At 28.7% G+C, this 18,180-nt stretch carries 17 protein-coding genes and 1 tRNA gene; 5 read left to right on the plus strand and 13 right to left on the minus strand.

Annotated elements, in window-relative coordinates; all coding sequences use genetic code 4:
- The first annotated feature begins 28 nt into the window (after positions 1 to 28).
- A complete protein-coding gene (locus tag FJM08_RS00720; protein WP_140031304.1) occupies positions 29 to 337 on the plus strand; it encodes a hypothetical protein in 309 nt (102 codons plus the stop codon).
- Positions 338 to 501: 164 nt separating this feature from the next.
- Here FJM08_RS00720 and FJM08_RS07310 read toward each other — a convergent pair whose 3' ends face one another.
- Complete coding sequence (locus tag FJM08_RS07310) at positions 502 to 3,216, minus strand: MAG2960 family serine endopeptidase lipoprotein (protein ID WP_140031305.1); 2,715 nt, start codon at positions 3,214 to 3,216, stop codon at positions 502 to 504.
- Between the two features lie 201 nt (positions 3,217 to 3,417).
- On the opposite strand from FJM08_RS07310, the gene FJM08_RS07315 reads away from it, so the two are divergent.
- Positions 3,418 to 4,728 (plus strand): M20/M25/M40 family metallo-hydrolase, encoded by a 1,311-nt coding sequence (locus FJM08_RS07315; RefSeq protein ID WP_140031306.1) that lies wholly within the window; start codon positions 3,418 to 3,420, stop codon positions 4,726 to 4,728.
- Between the two features lie 57 nt (positions 4,729 to 4,785).
- Positions 4,786 to 5,661 carry a diacylglycerol/lipid kinase family protein gene (locus tag FJM08_RS00735; protein WP_140031307.1) on the plus strand — a complete coding sequence of 292 codons (876 nt, stop codon included), beginning with the start codon at positions 4,786 to 4,788 and terminating at the stop codon, positions 5,659 to 5,661.
- Between the two features lie 36 nt (positions 5,662 to 5,697).
- Here the strand turns inward: FJM08_RS00735 and FJM08_RS00740 are convergent, their stop codons facing one another.
- Genes FJM08_RS00740 through FJM08_RS00780 form a run of 9 tightly spaced genes read right to left on the minus strand, consistent with a single transcriptional unit; the run spans position 5,698 to position 12,671 of the window.
- Positions 5,698 to 6,069 carry a F0F1 ATP synthase subunit epsilon gene (locus FJM08_RS00740; RefSeq protein ID WP_140031308.1) on the minus strand — a complete coding sequence of 124 codons (372 nt, stop codon included), beginning with the start codon at positions 6,067 to 6,069 and terminating at the stop codon, positions 5,698 to 5,700.
- 2 nt (positions 6,070 to 6,071) lie between these two features.
- Complete coding sequence (gene atpD / locus FJM08_RS00745; protein ID WP_140031309.1) at positions 6,072 to 7,547, minus strand: F0F1 ATP synthase subunit beta; 1,476 nt, start codon at positions 7,545 to 7,547, stop codon at positions 6,072 to 6,074.
- Positions 7,548 to 7,562: 15 nt separating this feature from the next.
- On the minus strand, positions 7,563 to 8,432 hold the full coding sequence (atpG, locus tag FJM08_RS00750; RefSeq protein WP_140031310.1) for an ATP synthase F1 subunit gamma: 870 nt from the start codon (positions 8,430 to 8,432) through the stop codon (positions 7,563 to 7,565).
- Complete coding sequence (atpA, locus tag FJM08_RS07320; RefSeq protein WP_140031311.1) at positions 8,411 to 9,994, minus strand: F0F1 ATP synthase subunit alpha; 1,584 nt, start codon at positions 9,992 to 9,994, stop codon at positions 8,411 to 8,413. The genes atpG and atpA overlap by 22 nt, the downstream gene beginning before the upstream one ends.
- A gap of 13 nt (positions 9,995 to 10,007) precedes the next feature.
- Entirely contained in the window at positions 10,008 to 10,541 is a 534-nt protein-coding gene (locus FJM08_RS00760) for a F0F1 ATP synthase subunit delta (RefSeq protein WP_140031312.1), read from the minus strand.
- 3 nt (positions 10,542 to 10,544) lie between these two features.
- Positions 10,545 to 11,078 (minus strand): F0F1 ATP synthase subunit B, encoded by a 534-nt coding sequence (locus FJM08_RS00765; protein ID WP_140031313.1) that lies wholly within the window; start codon positions 11,076 to 11,078, stop codon positions 10,545 to 10,547.
- Between the two features lie 9 nt (positions 11,079 to 11,087).
- Positions 11,088 to 11,384 (minus strand): ATP synthase subunit C-like protein, encoded by a 297-nt coding sequence (locus tag FJM08_RS00770; RefSeq protein WP_140031314.1) that lies wholly within the window; start codon positions 11,382 to 11,384, stop codon positions 11,088 to 11,090.
- 14 nt (positions 11,385 to 11,398) lie between these two features.
- Positions 11,399 to 12,220 carry a F0F1 ATP synthase subunit A gene (locus FJM08_RS00775; RefSeq protein ID WP_140031315.1) on the minus strand — a complete coding sequence of 274 codons (822 nt, stop codon included), beginning with the start codon at positions 12,218 to 12,220 and terminating at the stop codon, positions 11,399 to 11,401.
- A complete protein-coding gene (locus FJM08_RS00780; RefSeq protein ID WP_140031316.1) occupies positions 12,198 to 12,671 on the minus strand; it encodes a hypothetical protein in 474 nt (157 codons plus the stop codon). The genes FJM08_RS00775 and FJM08_RS00780 overlap by 23 nt, the downstream gene beginning before the upstream one ends.
- Positions 12,672 to 12,835: 164 nt before the next feature.
- Here FJM08_RS00780 and FJM08_RS07325 point away from each other — a divergent pair, with 164 nt between their 5' ends.
- Positions 12,836 to 14,977, plus strand: coding sequence for an ATP-dependent Clp protease ATP-binding subunit (locus FJM08_RS07325; RefSeq protein ID WP_140031317.1), 2,142 nt, complete (start codon positions 12,836 to 12,838; stop codon positions 14,975 to 14,977).
- 42 nt (positions 14,978 to 15,019) lie between these two features.
- Here FJM08_RS07325 and FJM08_RS00790 read toward each other — a convergent pair.
- The 3 genes from FJM08_RS00790 to FJM08_RS00795 form a co-directional block, all read right to left on the minus strand.
- A tRNA-Lys gene (locus FJM08_RS00790) sits at positions 15,020 to 15,095 on the minus strand.
- Between the two features lie 207 nt (positions 15,096 to 15,302).
- On the minus strand, positions 15,303 to 15,605 hold the full coding sequence (locus tag FJM08_RS08430; protein WP_503465695.1) for a DUF4143 domain-containing protein: 303 nt from the start codon (positions 15,603 to 15,605) through the stop codon (positions 15,303 to 15,305).
- A gap of 433 nt (positions 15,606 to 16,038) precedes the next feature.
- Positions 16,039 to 16,287: an AAA family ATPase gene (locus tag FJM08_RS00795; RefSeq protein WP_140031318.1), complete on the minus strand. Its 249-nt coding sequence runs from the start codon at positions 16,285 to 16,287 to the stop codon at positions 16,039 to 16,041.
- A 405-nt stretch (positions 16,288 to 16,692) separates the two neighbouring features.
- On the opposite strand from FJM08_RS00795, the gene FJM08_RS00800 reads away from it, so the two are divergent.
- Complete coding sequence (locus FJM08_RS00800; RefSeq protein ID WP_140031319.1) at positions 16,693 to 18,024, plus strand: C1 family peptidase; 1,332 nt, start codon at positions 16,693 to 16,695, stop codon at positions 18,022 to 18,024.
- Positions 18,025 to 18,180 lie beyond the last annotated feature (156 nt).

An 18,180-nucleotide genomic window follows, 5' to 3' on the forward strand; every position in this document is an offset into this window, starting at 1 on the left:
GATTGAAGAAATAAATGAATAACTTAAGTTGCAGTTAGATCCATTTGTTTTTATTGCAGCCGAAAATATTTCGCCATTAAATTTACAAAATGTCAATATTAAAATAATTGAACACAACCAAATTGAAATAATATTTAATAAAAATAATGTTGATTACTATTTATTACTAAGGCAGTTAACTCAATACCGAAAACTTCAAATAACGACAAACTATTATTTGTTTAAAAAAATATTTGATAAATATTGCATTTTAAATAAATTAAATGCAAATTGCGAAATTGAAAATTTATTAACTCGACAAGTTCAAAATATTACAGCTTCACAAAAATTTATATAGCCAATCTAAAAAATAATGCAAAGCGCAATAGCATGCTTTGCGTTTTTTAAAACTTTAGAATTTCAACAACTACTACTTATGCATATTTTAGTTCTTTTAAAAATTTTATTATATAAAAATGCAAACACTTTATTCAAGTGTTGCACTTTGTATTACAATGCATTTTAATTATTATTTAATTTAACTGTTTTAAGATTTTCATTTTTCAATTTCTTTAATATGTCTTCGCGAATGTTGCCTGAAAAATTTTCATATTGGGTATGCGAATTAAGTAATCCGATTCCATTAGAAACATATTTTGCTTTTCCACCTTCTTGTTCTGAAGATTCTGATTCAAGAAAAGTAATACCAATCAAATTGAATTTACTATCAATAGCCATTGAACCGCTAGCTCCACCAGTTAAAAGATCATGATGATTTGGAACATATGTTCTTAAAATTGATGATTGAACCAATACTTCTTTTTTCATACCATGAAGATGATCATCACGGAAAGGTTCAACATAATCCTTCCATTTATCATTTAGCGAGTTTCAATCTTTATTTTCTTGCTCGTTGTATTTAACTCATAATGCTTGTACATAAGGGTCAACACTTAATTTTCTATTTTTAGTCAATATTGTACCGCCAACAGATTTTTGTCCTTTAAATTTAAATTCACTAACATCATAATCATAAGGGAATCCAGCCAAGAATTGTGTTTGATAAGCTGAAAATTTTTCATCATTTCCTACTCCAACATATCAATCTTTTTCTTTAGGCGTTCCTAATATTTTGTGTAATTCGGGAAATAATTTTTGAATCATATTTTTGTTTATTTCTATTTTAAATAATACAAGATCCATCCCCCCATTGTTAGTTGAGCCAATTCTTGTTGATGCATCAAAGTTATTAAAATACATTTTTTCATAATCAACTTGTTCAAATTGAATTCCCGATGATTTAAATCTTGGAGTATATCAAAAAATATCATTATATGTTTTTGCAATATTAGTATAACCTAATCTTTGTGTTGGTTTTCCGGTTGCATCTACTGAATTTTCATCATTGCTTTTCTTGTAGTGCAAATAAGCAGCATAATTTTTTTCATCTTTTCTTACTAATCTATTATAGCTTCTTTTCCCATCGGGCAATCAATGATGGAAAATCGTATCATTATCTGCATAATTTTTTGGATCATTTCCTAAACTATGAGTTGCCAAACCGCCATTTCAACCAGCCGATAAAATATTTTTTATTTTTGAAGCATCATATTTTAAAAATAGTTCATCATTAGAAAAGTATTTGGATTTATCATAATTTTCCACTCAGTTCAAAACGTGAATATTTGTGGCTGCTAAAAATGTGTAAGTATCTTTCTTTTCTTTTTCTTCATCTACAATTCTATCTACTAATCAAGCTGTTGCGCCTGGAAATTCTTGGCGAATGTGTCAATCAGGATCAAAACCTTCGTGAACTCATTTTCATAAATATGCTTGCACATTAAAACTTCTTTGATATATATAATCATAAAAGTCGTCATCCTTTTTAAGGTTCGAAAGATTATTTTTATCAAATTTAAATATATATTTTTGGTTAGAAGAGTCTGTTAATAAAAAGTCAATTTTTCCCTCTTTATCATTAAAATTGGCTTGAATATTATTTAAATTTGTAATATTGAAGATCTTTGCTATTTCATCTAATTTCATTCAATAAAATAGCTGACTTAAATTTGATGGAAGAAAACCAAATTTATTTTCCAATATAATTTTATTAATTTTTTCAAATATTTCATTTCCATTGATATAAGAAGACGATTCAGAATTTTCAAATTTTTCTAGATATTTTTGTTGAGTGATAAATTCAGAAGAAAGTTGAGGATTAAAAAATCTTAATTTTTCTTCATCAGTTGTTCCTTCGTCGCCGAAAATACCAACATCTTGCAATTCTTCAAAGAATTTAGCCGACATTTGAAAATCAGCAGGTCTATTTAAAAAGTCCATACCATTTGTTTGGTAATTTCTTAAAATTCATTTGAAGTTGTTAAATTTTACTTTGTATAGTGGGGTTTGCATTTGTAATTCAAGAATAGAATTTTTTGCTAATTCTTCATGAGTAAACAAATGTTCTGATCTGAAAAGATCAGGATGTTTACTTTTTTCGTAATATTGACTTCCATCAAATTTTCCGTTTGGGTTAGGATTATTTTCTCATTTAAAGCCGTTGATAACAATTTTAGTTTCTTGTGATATTTTATTATTCTTTTTGTTTTTTAATGAAAAAGTAACTTCAATACTAAAGCTATATTTAGTAAGTTTGATATTGATAATTTCATGTTCAGTTGGAATGTTAGTAAATTTTAAGTCACTTTCAGTTATTGATGATGCTAACTTATTGCTTTTGTTTTCAACATCGGCAGTTACTTTTTTTGCTAATTCATTTAAAATTTCTTCTTCAGTTTGTTTGTGTTCCAAATTATTTAATGTAATTGATTTTTCGCTTGAAACTTTTAGTGAAGTTTTATCTTTAATTTTAAAAGTTACGGTTAAAATATTGCCATTAACTTTTAACTGCAAATCAGTAACTTCATATTTAGTTGTATCTAATTTATCGAAAATTAAGTCATCTTTTGTAACTTCTGATGCTTTTTTGTTTGTTTTTAGTCTAATGCTAATGTTACTTAAATGAACATTGATATCTTCAATTTCAGGCTTTTTAGGTTCTTGACCCTGATCTTTTGGATTTTCTTTTTCCTTATTTTCATCTTTTGGCTTATTGTTTTCATTTTCTTTTTCATTATTTGGGTTCTGGTTTTTTCTACCGATAACACATGATGAGCTTAATAAAATTGGCATAGCTCCCCATAGTATAAATAATGATTTAAATAGTTTCTTTTTCATAGTGGCACAATTATACACCATAAAGCAACATAAATCAAATATTGTAATATTTGTGCATTTTTTAACTATAAATATTAGTAAAACAATATTTTTTATCGCAATTTTATAGGAATTTTCAAAAAAGCTTAGTTTATTAAATTTAACTATCTTTTATAGTTATAGACGTTTAAGTCTATAATTAAACAAGAAAGAGAATAAATAATGAAAAAATATGTCAAATATAATCAAAACACAAATGAATTTGAAGAAATGATAAAACATATGGCTAATTTATGTGCCATTCCTTCTATAAGTATTGAAAATGATTCAAAATTTCCGTTTGGAAAAGACACTGATAGCGCCTTAGAATATGCCTTAGATTTATCTAAAAAATTTGGATTTAATGTTTTTAAAGATCCATTAAATCGTTATGGATTTGCCGAAATTGGTAGTGGCGAAAAAATCATTGGTATTTTAGGTCACCTTGATGTTGTTCCAGCTGGCGATGAATCGCAATGAAAAACAAGCGCGTTTGTTCCAGTTATTACTGAAAATGAATTAATTTGTCGCGGTAGCTTAGATGATAAAGGACCAGTTATTATTAATATGTATGCAATGAAATATATTTTAGATAATAATTTGCTGGGTGATGAATGAAAAATTCGTTTAGTATTTGGAATTGCTGAAGAAACAACAATGCAATCAATGAAGTACTATTTAAAAGATTTCGGCGACCCATATATTTCATATACACCTGACGGTGAATGACCACTTATTTACGCTGAAAAAATGGTTTATCATGTTGATATTTCATTTCCACGTATAAAGAATTTATTTATTAAAGCTGGCGATGTTGTTAATCAAATTCCTGATTCCGCAGAATATGAATATAAAAAAGCTAAAGCAATTGTAAAAGGCATAGGCGGTCATGGTTCAACGCCTGAAAAAGGCGATAACGCGATAATTAAGACAATCAAATTATTAGCAAGTCAAAGTAAAGAATTGCTTGATGAAAAAATGTTTAAATTTATTTTTGAAAATTTTCCAGAAGAAAATTACGAACTAAAACATATTTTTAATGATTATAAAGATTTCTCGGGCAATTTGTCGGCTAACTTAGGCATGATAAAAACTACTGAATCTGAACATGTTTTGTCATTTGATTTGCGTGTTCCTGTCACTCATAGTATTGAAAATGTCACATTGGATTTGAATAATTATTTGAGAAAATTTGGAAATAATGTTTATTCAACATTAATTAACTCAAAAGTTCCAAAATATATTGATAGAGAATCCAAATTGGTACAAATATTAATGCAAACATTCAATGAGGGAATGAATACAAATGAAAAACCACTAGCAATTGGCGGCGGAACTTATGCTAGATTGATCGACACATGTGTCGCTTTTGGGTCAACAAAATATATGCACTTAATGCACGGTCCCAATGAATATTTCACTTTTAAAGAAATTAAAGAATCACTAGAAATTTACATAAACGCATTAATTCGTTTACAAGATTATGAAAAATAGACAAAAATAAGGGTATGCTTTCTTTAAAACATACCTTTTGTTATAATTTTTAACATAATGCTATATATTTTTTTTAATTCATTATCAAAATCAGGTTCTCGACAATCTAAAATTTATCGTATTGTTGCAAAATCAATTTCAATTTTTCAAACTGAAGGTGTTGAAATTCGCGACATATCAAAAATAGCAGATCCCAATAAATTAATTAAGTCACTTAGCGAAACCGAAGATATAGTTTTAATTATTGGCGGTGACGGTACATTAACTCACATTATTAATAAAATTCACAGTATTGAAAATTTACCAAAAATTTACGCTTATCGCGCCGGAACAGGCAATGATTTTTTACGTGATTTAAGTAAAATACCGGGTACAAAAATTATAAAAAAACGTTACTTTTTGATTAATCCATATTTTAAGAAACTGCCGACTATTGTTTTAAATAATTCACATGAACGTGCCTTTATCAATGGCATTGGTTTTGGTTTAGATGCATATATAGCTAATTATGTTAATACAAAAAAGGCTAAAAAGGGTTTTGCTTCATTTTTTATTGAAACAATTCGTGCTTTTAAAAATTTTCGAACATATGAAAATTGCCAAATTATTATTGATGGTAAAGAATATAATTTTGAAAAAGTCTGACTTGTTTCAATAATGAATGGTTGCTACTATGGCGGCGGCATGAAAATTGCACCAAATGCTAATCGACTTTCGGATCAACTATCAGTTATAGTAATTCACAAAATTTCTAAAAGAGTTTTACCTCTACTATTAACTAGCGTTTATACTGGGAGACATTTAAAATATAAAAAAGCGGTAACCGAATTAATTGGTCAGAATATTTACGTAAAATGTGACGATATAAAACTTATGCAATTAGATGGGGAGTCTTTTGCTGCTAAAAAAGAAATGCAAATTTCTAAAAAATAAAAACAGAAAGCATATTATGAGTCTCTGTTTTTTAATTTAATTTTTATTGCTTTCAGCGATTTTCTTTTTAAGAATAAGTTCTTCAATTAGGCGATATTTTGTTTCTTTTTTAGCAAAAATATCTTTTTCGTTTTCTAAAGGATTTTTGCTAATTTTATTAGTGATAAGCGTTAATAAATTATTATTGAAATAAGCCATTCCTCTATCAATATAATATTCTTTTACGTCTGGCGAATTTTTAGAATTAATATATATTTTTGACGGAATAATCGCTGTCATAAATTGGGTTGCATCGGCCATAATACCGATTTCTCCAGAGTTAGCTCTAAAAGTACAAATTGGAGTTTCCATATCTAAAAATGTACCATAAGGAGTAGTGATAACAACGCGGATATTTTTATCAGCCATTTCTAATTTTTGCTCATTTCTATGCCAAGTTTTTGTGCCTTAGCGACAACGTCTTCAATTGTACCGACATATAAAAATGCTTCTTCTGGCAACTCATCATATTTTCCACTTAAAATTTCTTTAAATGAGCGAATTGTATCCTCAATTTTGATATATCTACCTTTGATGCCTGAAAATTTTTCAGCAACAAAAAAAGGTTGTGATAAAAAGTTTCTAATTCTTCTTGCTCTAGCGACAACTTTTTTATCTTCTTCGCTTAATTCGTGCATTCCAAGAATTGCGATTATGTCTTGCAATTCCTTAAATCTCTGCAAAATATTTTGCACTGCTCGAGCTGTACTATAATGTTCTAAACCAATTATATTTGGATCCATCATTCTTGAATTTGAGCCTAATGGGTCAATTGCTGGATAAATACCAAGTGCAGCTATGTCACGATCTAATACTGTTTTAGCATCAAGGTGAGTAAAAGTGGTGGCAGGAGCAGGGTCAGTCAAATCATCAGCAGGAACATAAACAGCTTGAACGGAAGTAATAGCCCCTTTGTTTGTTGATGTTATTCTCTCTTGCAATTGTCCCATTTCAACAGCAAGAGTTGGTTGATATCCAACTGCTGATGGCATACGTCCTAGCAATGCCGAGACCTCTGATCCGGCCTGAGTAAATCTAAAAATATTATCGATAAATAAAAGTACATCTTGACCCATTGTGTCTCTGAAATATTCAGCCATAGTTAAAGCTGTGTAAGGCGCACGCATTCTAGCTCCGGGAGGCTCATTCATTTGTCCAAATACTAATGCGGTTTTATTTAAAACTCCACTCGCTTTCATTTCATGATATAAATCATTTCCTTCACGAGTACGTTCGCCTACACCGGCAAAAACAGATAGACCGCCATGTTCCTTAGCAATATTATTAATTAACTCTTGAATTAAGACAGTTTTTCCAACGCCGGCTCCACCAAATAAACCAATTTTTCCACCTTTTATATATGGAATTAATAAGTCAATTACTTTGATGCCGGTTTCAAAAATTTCTAAAGTTGATTTTTGTTCTTCATAATTTGGTGCAGCTCTATGAATTGGCATTTTTTCATTAAACTCTCCACCTAGTAGGTCAATAGGTTCGCCTAAAACATTGAACATTCTAGATAAAACATTTTTACCAACTGGCGCAACAATTGGCGAATTTAAATCCAGCACACGCATTCCTCTTTTTAATCCTATTGTTAAATTCATTGCAATGGTTCTAACTGTTTCATTACCAATGTGTTGAGCGACTTCTAAAATTTGCTCACCACATTTTTTGCTGTCAGCATCGACAACTTTTAATGCATTTAGTATTTTTGGGCTTTTGCCTTCATCGAATCTAACATCAACAACCGAACCTAAAATTTGAGTAATAACACCGTAATTAGGTTTTTTTGTTACATTATTAGAAGACACATATGCTTTTTTATTTTCTGTTTTATTAGTCATTAATATTTCCTTCCTTTATGAATTTGAACCATTAACAATTTCCGTTAATTCTTGAGTAATTTTTGCTTGTCTTGAACCATTATATTCAATATGTAAATCAGAAATTAGGTCTTCTGCATTATCAGAAGCTGTTTCCATAGCGGTTCTCCGTTGGCTCATTTCCGATAATTTTGCATGCATCAAAGCGTTATAAATGGATGCTTCAAAAAATAAGGCAAAAGAGTTTTTTAATATTTCTTCTGCATTAGGTTCAAAACTGCTTGAATCAATTTCATTTTGTAATTCTTCCGACTCTTCAGTAATTTTTTCATTCGAGATTGGAAAAATTTCCTTAACTATTGGCGTAGTGTTTATTGGGTTTACATAATTTGTATAAATTAGTTTTACGGATTTAAGCAAAGAAATTTGCAAAACATCGTAAATTTTAGTTGATATTATTTTGGCAATATCATATGAGGGATCATCGCCGATCTGTATTAATGTTTGAATTATATGAAATGTTTTATCGCGTTGAATTAAAGAAAGTAATTTATTGCCAATAACTATTAGCATATCTTCAGTTTTAACTTCTGCCTTTATTTTTTTAAACATTTCTGAGTTATATGATCCACATAGTCCTAAATCACTTCCAAAAACTATGTAAAGATTTCTTTTAGCAGCGAACTTGTATGCGCTCTCGTTTAACAATTTATCGATATCTTGGTCGATATTTTTAACTAAATTAATAAATAAATATTTAACGCTTTTATAATAAGCTTCAACATCATTTTGTTTTCGTTTTATTTTACTAAATTTCGCAGCCGCAACTAATTGCATTGCCTTTGTAATTTTTTTAGTGGAATTAACCGAATAAATTCGATGTTTTATTTTTTGCAAGCTCTCCATGGCAATTCCGGAACTTCAAGATATTGATCTTTATTATAAGAAGGTATATTTTTAATGAATTCCTCATTAAATTTAATTATAATATCGTAAATTTTTTCAATAATTGAATTGTTTCAATCTAGTGATTCGTTTAATTCACTAGCAATTTTTGTAGCCTTAGGATTGATTTTAAAATATGTTAATAAGTTATTAATATATTTTGATAATTCTTTTTTAGGAATGGTATTAATTAAACGATATTTCGTAGCAAATAAAATTATAATTTGTTCTAGATTAGAATATGGTGAATATTGTGGTTGTTTAAGAATTTCATATACTTTAGCACCATGATCTAAAACGTTTCTAGTTGCTTGATCTAGATCACTTCCAAATTGAGCAAATGATAACATTTCGTTATATTGTGCTAATTCTAGTTTTAAACTTGAAACAATTTTCTTCATCAATTTAGTTTGAGCAGCGGAACCAACACGACTAACTGAATAGCCAATATCAATAGCAGGTCTTTGGCCTGAGTTAAATAACGATTCTTTAGTAAATATTTGACCATCTGTTATTGAAATAACATTTGTAGGAATGTAAGCAGCAATATCTTCTGCCTGAGTTTCAATAATCGGCAAAGCAGTTATTGATCCGCCCCCATTGTTTTCATTCAATCTAGCAGCACGCTCAAGTAATTGTGAATGTAAATAAAATACATCTCCAGGATAAGCTTCACGACCAGGGGGTCTTCTTAGTAATAACGATAGTGTGCGATATGCTACAGCATGTTTTGATAAGTCATCATACACAATTAAAACGTCTTGACCTTTTGCCATTCATTCTTCGGCAATTGTAATTCCAGTATAAGGTGCTATATATTGAAGAGGAGCACTTTCCGATGCTGATGCGGTAATAATTGTTGTATATGAAAGTGCATCATGTTTATCTAATTGATCAACAATTTGTGCAATGGTTGAATTTTTTTGACCAATTGCAACATAAATACAATGCACATTTTTATACTTTTGATTTAGTATTGTATCAATTGCAATCGCGGTTTTTCCAGTTTGCCTATCACCGATTATTAATTCACGTTGACCTTTTCCAATTGGAATCATTGCATCAATGGTTAAAATTCCTGTTTGTAAAGGTTCGGTAACTTCCTTACGAGTCATTACTCCTGGTGCAATTTTAAATATTGGTCTCACTATTTCATATCCAATTTTTCCCTTACCATCAATAGGTTCAGCTAATGCATTAATTACACGCCCTAATAATTTGTCGCCAACAGGAACAGAAATAACTTGTTGTGTTCTTGTAACAATACTATTTTCAACAATATTGCGGTCATCACCCATAACAACAATTCCGACAAGGTCTTCTTCAAGATTTAATGCCATTCCAAAAATACCACATTCGAATTTTACAAGTTCACCATGTTCAACATTTGTAAGTCCACTAACAAGTGCAATTCCATCGCCTACAGTAATTACTTTTCCGATTTCGTCGTATGAAATATGTTGGTTAAAGTTTGCTATCTGTGATTTTATTATTGCGGAAATATCTGTGGGTTTCATAGCCATAATTTCCTCCTCTCTAATTTACTAACTTTCTCATTTTTTGAAGTTTTCCAAAAAATGAATTATCAATTAAAAAATCATCAATTTTAATTTTTATTCCACCAATTAATTTTTCATCAATTTCATTAGTTAAATGAATATCAGCATTTAATTTTTTTGAAAGTTTAATTTCAAATTTTTTAATGTCTTTATTTTCTAGTGGATAAGTCGTAAATATTATTCCATATTTAATATTCATTTTTTCATTAGTAAGTTCAACAAATTTATTTAATATGCTAATTAAATATTTAATTGTATGTTGCCGAATTGCTAATTTTATTGTATTAACTATATATATATGAAATTTACCAAAAGTTTGATTCACTAAGTTAAATTTATCTTCATCGTTGATTTCATATGAATTTAACAAACTTAAGTAATTTTTGTTTTTTTTGATTATCTTAACAATTTTTGCTGCTTCGTTAGCAATTGCATTTAAATTGGTTTCGTTTCTTGCTAAATCAAATAACGCAAAAGATCAATTGTAAATTAACTCATTTAAATTTGCCATTTGTTAATTTTCTTCATTTAATACTTCTTTAATCATTTTGATATTTTCGCTATCCTTAATTTCGCGATTTAAAATTTTTTCAGAAATATTAATTGCACTTTCCATAATTAATTTTTTTTGCTTTTTGTTAAATTCTTCTTGTTTTTTATTGATTAGTATTTGTGCTTGATTGATAATCATTTCAGCCTTCTTTTTAGCTTGTTGTGAGCCACTATTAATAATTTTTTCACTTTCGCTTTTAGCTGCATTAATTATGTTATTTGCTTGCAAGTTGGCATCCATAATTTTTTTATCATTTTCTTCGCGAATTTTTAAAGCATCTTCTTTGGCTTTAATTGAATCATCGATATTATTTTGGATAAATTCTTGGCGCTTTTTTATCATTTTCTTAAGTGGTTTGTACACTAAAAAAGTTATTATTAAAACAATTATTCCTAATGTAATTAGCGAAAATACAAAATATGGTCAATTAAATGTTAATCCGCTAAATGCTTTATTTAGTTCTTGGCTAACATCGTAGTTTATTGAATTATTCATATTTTCGTATTAAACAAAGATTAATAATAAAGCAATAATTAAACAATAAATTGACGCTGTTTCAACAATAGCTAATCCAAGGATTAATAATCCCCGAACTTTTGAGATTGCTTCAGGATTTCTTCCAATTGCTTCGCAAGCTTTTGCCACTGCAATACCTTGTCCTAAGGAAACAATTCCTGCGCCTGCAATAGCAAGTCCTGCGCCTAACATTGTTAATCCATAAGCAATTGGGTAATTTCCTGCTGCCTTTGAAGCTTTATCAGGATTAAAAGCGTTTATTAAAGTTTCTATTTTTTCGTTCATATCTAACTCCTTTTTTATATTTTTATTTCGTTTTGTCTTTCTAACTTATTGTTTTCAACAATTGTTTCTTTAATTTCTCTAATTTTGTTTTTATGTTTTTCCTTAACAGAAGTTTCAGAAGCTTGGAATCAATATGATATTGTTAAAACCATAAAGACACCAGCTTGAATTAAATCGCCAAAGATATCAAAATAAATGTTAAAAGCGGGTAAAATCAAAACTCCAAACGGGTTGATTTGTGCCGCAGCACTTTCTGCACTAACGCCTAAAATTTTTGCCCAAACATTATTTAAAAATAATGTTGATAATGTAATTAATACAAGTCCACCCAATACATTTCCAAACATACGAAATGTCAAGCTGATGATCGGCGAAATAGTTGATACTAATTCCAGAGGATTTAATAATTTGATGATGTGCTTAAATTTGTTGTAAATTATGCCAATGCTCATAGTACCAATTCATGTAACTGCTGTTGCACCTAAAACTGCGGAAATACTTGAACCGATTGGTGCAAATCCAAATAGTGATAGCACATTTCCAAAAAAGAAAAATGCAAATAACGATATTAAATATGGATTTGCTTTATCAAATCTTCCTTCGTGAGAGTCACTAATAAATTTATCTCCCATTAAAATCACACTTTCAACAATAACTAAACTTTTATTAGGTGCTTTATTAATTTTTTGCCTTTTAACAGCGATGTAAATTAAAATTGCGAGCACAAAACAAGTGATAATTAACGCAATCATTGTAAAAATTAAATTATTATTTATGTAATTTGGCGCGTCATTTTCGGGTGCTCCCCATCAATTAAGATTTAATATTTTGTCCATTTTCCTCCCTTCGTTTTAGTTTAATGTTAGTAATATAATTTTTCAAAAATGCAACTAAAGTTTGGATTGAAAAAATTATATATGGTGTCGGTATTACAAACAAATTAATTGGTGAAATCATTGTAATCTTGATTTCCTTGATAGTTGATACACCATAATTTATTAATCCGGCTAGTGTGATTATTAGCAAATTGCAAAGACTAAAAATTAAAAAAAGCATGACAGCATACGCTTTCATTTTTTTTGAACTTTTAGCGTCGTTTTTAATATTAAACATAAAATTTGTGGGAATAACTATTGACATTAAAAACACAATAAAACTTATGATCCCAATAATGTGTCCAGTTACTATTTCATAACTAATAAATGAGAAAGCAAAGTATCCCATTAAAGCAATAATGTTTAAAGTAGTAAAAACCACTCAAAATTCTCTATTTAATATTTTTTTCATTTCTACAAAAATCGGTTATTGAATAACCGCTATTATTATAGAACATTTTTTATTTAAGATATATACGAAAAATAATTTAACAACAAGTGGCAAATAAATATTTTTAGCACTCTTTTAATTCAAGTGCTAAAATTATAGTATAATGATACTGAAATGGAGATAATATGCAAGCAACTTGACAACCAAATTCTGAAAATGAAGATCACTTAAAAAAATACGGTAGAAATTTAACGGAATTAGCATTAAATAATAAACTAGAACCCGTTATTAATCGTGATGAAGAAATTCGTTCTCTAGTTAGAATTTTAAGCCGTAAAACAAAAAATAATCCTGTTTTAGTCGGTGAACCAGGAACAGGCAAAACAGCTATTGTTGAAGGCTTAGCACGAAAAATAGTTGAAAACCAAGTTCCTGAAAATCTAAAGGGTAAGCAATTAATTGAGCTTGACATAGCAGCTTTAATTGCTGGTACACAATATCGTGGGCAATTTGAAGAACGCCTAAAAGGTATATTAAGTGCTGTTGAAAAAGCAAATGGCGAAGTGCTTTTATTTATAGATGAAATTCACATGATAGTAGGAGCTGGCGAAACCGGCGAAAGTAATATTGATGCCGCTAATATGCTAAAGCCAATGATGGCGCGGGGACAGTTACATTTAATTGGTGCAACAACACTAGACGAATATCGCAAATATATTGAAAAAGATCCAGCTCTTGAAAGACGTATGCAAAAAGTTATGATTTTAGAGCCATCAGTTCAAGACACAATTACAATTTTGCGTGGTGTTAAAGAAAGATTTGAATCATATCATGAAGTAAAAATTGAAGATGAGGCGTTAGTAGCTGCTGCTAATTTATCATCGCGCTATATTTCTGATCGATTCTTACCTGATAAAGCAATAGATTTAATTGATGAAGCCGCTGCAAATATTAAAACCGAAATGAATTATTTGCCTGAATCACTTGAAAAAATTAATTATGAAATTGCTAAGCTTGAAATCGAGAAAGTTGCCTTGATTAACGATTCTGAGAAGCAAATGCCACAAAAAAATCATCAAAGAGTGAATGAAATAAATAAAATACTAGAAAAGTTAAAAAATGATAAATTAGCAATTGAAAACAATTGAAAAAGTGAAAAAGATGATATTCAAAAATTTGCTGCCATTAAGGAAAATATTGAAGAATTAAATAGACAATTACCGCTTTTACAAGGTGAAGGAAAATACATTGAAGCTTCGAAAATAATGTATGCACTTTTGCCGGAATTAAGTAAAAAACGCGACGAACTAGAAAAGAAAATTCAAAGTCGAAAAAATCGATTAATTAAGGATTCAGTTGATGCTGAAGAAGTGGCTGATATTGTAAGCAAATGGACAAAAATTCCGGTTTCAAAACTTCTTGAAACTCAAAAAGAAAAACTTTTAAATTTGGATAAGATTTTAACAAAAAGAGTTAAAGGACAAAATCAAGCAATAAAATTAATTACTGAAGCAATTCAAAGATCAAAAGCAAATATTAACGATCCCAATAGACCAATTGGTTCATTTCTATTTTTGGGCCCAACAGGAGTTGGAAAAACCGAACTTGCAAAATCATTAGCTGAAGCTTTATTTGATAATGAAAACCATATTGTTAGAATTGATATGTCAGAATATATGGAAAAACATTCAGTTTCTAAATTAATAGGTTCGCCTCCAGGATATATTGGTTTTGATGATGGCGGCCAATTAACTGAAAAAGTAAGACAAAATCCATATTCAATTGTTTTATTCGATGAAATTGAAAAAGCTCATAGCGATGTGTTAAATATTTTATTGCAATTACTTGACAGTGGAACCTTAACTGATAGTCACGGCAAAAAAGTAAATTTTAAAAACACAATAGTAATCATGACTTCCAATATCGGAAGTGAATTAATAATAAAAAAAGAATTGGATGAAAACAAATTGCGTCCTTTATTATTAAAGCATTTGAAACCAGAATTTATTAATAGAATTGATGAAATTGTGGTGTTTAATTCACTTTCGAAAGAAATTGTTTATGAAATTGTTAAATTAGAATTGGATAAGGTTATTTGGCGTATAGAAAATGGCTACAATATAAAAGTAGCTTATGAAGATGAAATTATAAAATTCATTGCTGATAATGCTTATGATGAAGCATTTGGCGCGCGTCCAATTAAAAGATATATCCAAAAGAACGTCGAAAATAAATTTGCAACATATTTAATTTCGGAAATTGTTTCAGTTGGAGACACAATTCAACTTAATTTAGAAAATAACTCAATTCAAATTCTTAATCAATAAATTTTATAAAATATCCAAGCAATTTCGCTTGGATATTTTATATGGTACATCCTGTGGGGTTCGAACCCACGACCCAGGGATTAAGAGTCCCTTGCTCTACCTACTGAGCTAAGGATGCGTTTCCGTTTAAATTTACAAGTAAATTATAAACAAATATCTTAAATATGACTAAATTTTATAGTAACTTATCATTCTTTAAAAAGTTGAATGCAGATATTAAAGTAATATAAAACGTTGTTCTAGTCTAATAGCTTTTCGTTTTTGCTTTACACAAGTTTAGAAATGTCTAAATTTATAATTTCTGATTGATCACTTTTTGAATTATTTATAAGATAGATCATGTATACAGGCAAGTATAAAATCTTGTCATTCTTTTGCCATTTTTATTGCATAAAACACAAGCAATTTGATAATCGAAGTTTTGGTTATGTACCAATTGATTTAAAACAGAGTGTCTTTTATAGTCCTTTCCGAATATTACCTCTATCGAAATGACTTTATTGTTTAATTCAATTAAAAAATCTATTTCTCCTCTCTTTTTATCATTATTATAATATGATTGAAATCATGAACTATTAGTTCTTGTGCCATTACAGCTTCATATATTGCTCCATAATTTAAAAAAGATTTACAGTTTAATATTTTTATTTGTTTGCTGCTAATAATTTATAAGTTAATAATCCAATATCACTTAAAAATAGTTTAAATAAGCTTCTCTCTTTGCTAACAAGCAATGGCTATGTAGGATTATCAACATTATGAACAAATGGCCCAATACCACTTTTAGTCAAGCAAATGATGTTTCATATTGAAAGAATCTAGTCTTGGCATTCAATTTTTTTAATATAAATCTTTTATTTTGAGCGTTCAATTCGCTAGAAATTAAATCATATATTTCTTGAATTAATAGTTTATTCTTATTTTGATATTTTGTTATATCATGTTATAACCATGATCTATATCACTCAAAATTCTATTTACATTACTAATATTATTAGATTTAACAAATTTTGCTACAGCTTTAGGAATTCCGCCGACTACAAGATAAGTATTAAATAAATTTACATTTGTTTATGGACTATTTCATCGATTTTGTTTTGATTTATAAAACACTCTTCCAAATAATTTAAAGTGTCTTTTGAAATCCCGATGATTTTGCTAAATTCTTCAAAATCCATTGGGTACATTTGTAAAATAGTTAAAAAACCTATAGGTATAGATGAAATTTCTTTCATTTTAATGCCTAATAATGATCCTAAAAAAATAAATCTGTATTTAGTGTTTTGAACCAAGAATTTAATAGGTATAATAGCATCCTCGGTTTCTTAAATTTCATCAATAAAGATAAAATTTTGCTTTTATTGAAATTGGTTTTAGCGAGAGTTAATAAACGCAACATTAATTGTTCTACGTTAAATGAAGTGTTAATAGCTTCTAATGCGAGTTTTTTTCGATAAGTTAAATTCAATAAAGCTAATTTTTAGTTTAAAAAATTTCTAATAGTTGTAGTTTTGCCAATTTGTCTTGCATCATCAATTAATAATGCGGTTTCATTTTTTTAAACCAATCACTTATAAAATTGGTATTTTTTCTAACATTTTTTTCTTGCTATTATAGTATCACGAATATGCATTTTTTCCAACTATATTGTTTTGGAAAAAATGGTAAATAACATAAGAGTATAATTAGAATATTAAATTTAGAAAGGATTTAATATGATTGATAAAAAACTAATAATGAAATTTCAAGAAAAATATAACTCTGATAAATGTAATAAGTCAGTAGAAGCCGCTGTGGCTCAAGTAGGGATTAGATTAGCATCTCTAAATAGAGATGCGCTCAAAAGGCATAATTTTATGTTTTCGGAAACAACAAAAAAAGGACAAGTAACTGAACAAAACGCTAGTGGAAGATGTTGAATGTTTGCGGCTTTAAATACCGCCAGAGTTGATACTATGAAAAAATATAATCTTAGTTCAACTGAATTTTCTCAGGCATATACTTTATTTTGAGATAAATTAGAAAGATCTAATTATTTCTTAAATGCTATTATTGAAACAGTTGATGAAGCCACTGATTCAAGATTAATAACTCATTTATTATCTCATCCTCTTGATGACGGTGGTCAATGAGATATGTTTAGTGGAATTTTAAATAAATATGGAATAGTTCCTAAGGATCATATGCAAGAATCTTATAATTCGTCTAATACTTATGAATTGAATAGCATTTTAATAAGCATGTTAAGATATTTTGCCTTTGAATTAAGAGATACTTATGCCAAAACCAAAAATCTTGAAACATTAAAAGATTTAAAAGAAAAATATTTATATAGCATTTACAATATTTTGGTAAAAGCCTTGGGCCAAGTACCGGAATATGTTGAATATGAATATGAAGATAAGGATGGAAAATATCATAGATTGCCTAAAATGACTCCAGTTGAATTTTTTAAAGAAGTTGTAGGTTGAAATTTAGATGACAAAATTAGCTTAATTAATGCCCCTACTAGCAACAAACCATACAATCATCTTTTTAGCATTAAATATTTAGGAAATATTGTTGAGGGTAAGAAAGTTAAACATTTAAATGTTGAAATAGATAAATTAAAAGCAGCTGCTATTAAAGCAATTAAAAATGGCGACCCAGTTTGATTTGGTTGTGATGTTGGTAAAATGAGCTACAGCAAATTAGGCATTATGGATCATAAAATGTTTAATTATGAAGAAGTTTTGGGATATATACCCAAATGAACCAAAACTCAAAGACTAGAATATGGCGAAAGCCTTTTAACACACGCTATGGTATTTACTGGTGTTAATTTAGATAAAAACGGCAATCCAATTAATTGACAAGTAGAAAATTCATGAGGTGAAAAAATTGGTAAAAATGGTGTTTTCTCTATGAGCGATGAATGATTTGATGAATTTACTTATCAAATTATGATTGATAAAAAATACTTGCCTAAAGAATTAGTAGATATTTATGAAAACGATCAAGTTATCGAATTAGAACCTTGAGATCCTATGGGTGCATTAGCAAAATAATAAAATTGTTATAGTGTAATAGAAGTTATATTGCAACTTAACTACAAAACCCCTAGATTGTAATATGAAGCATACTATTGCACTTCATATTACAATCTTGAATGCCTTGCAAAACTTGAAAGGCATTGATTATTGCAGAAAACCTCTCAAGTATAA

Source organism: Metamycoplasma equirhinis, assembly GCF_006385185.1.
Lineage (GTDB): Bacteria > Bacillota_I > Bacilli_A > Mycoplasmatales > Metamycoplasmataceae > Metamycoplasma > Metamycoplasma equirhinis.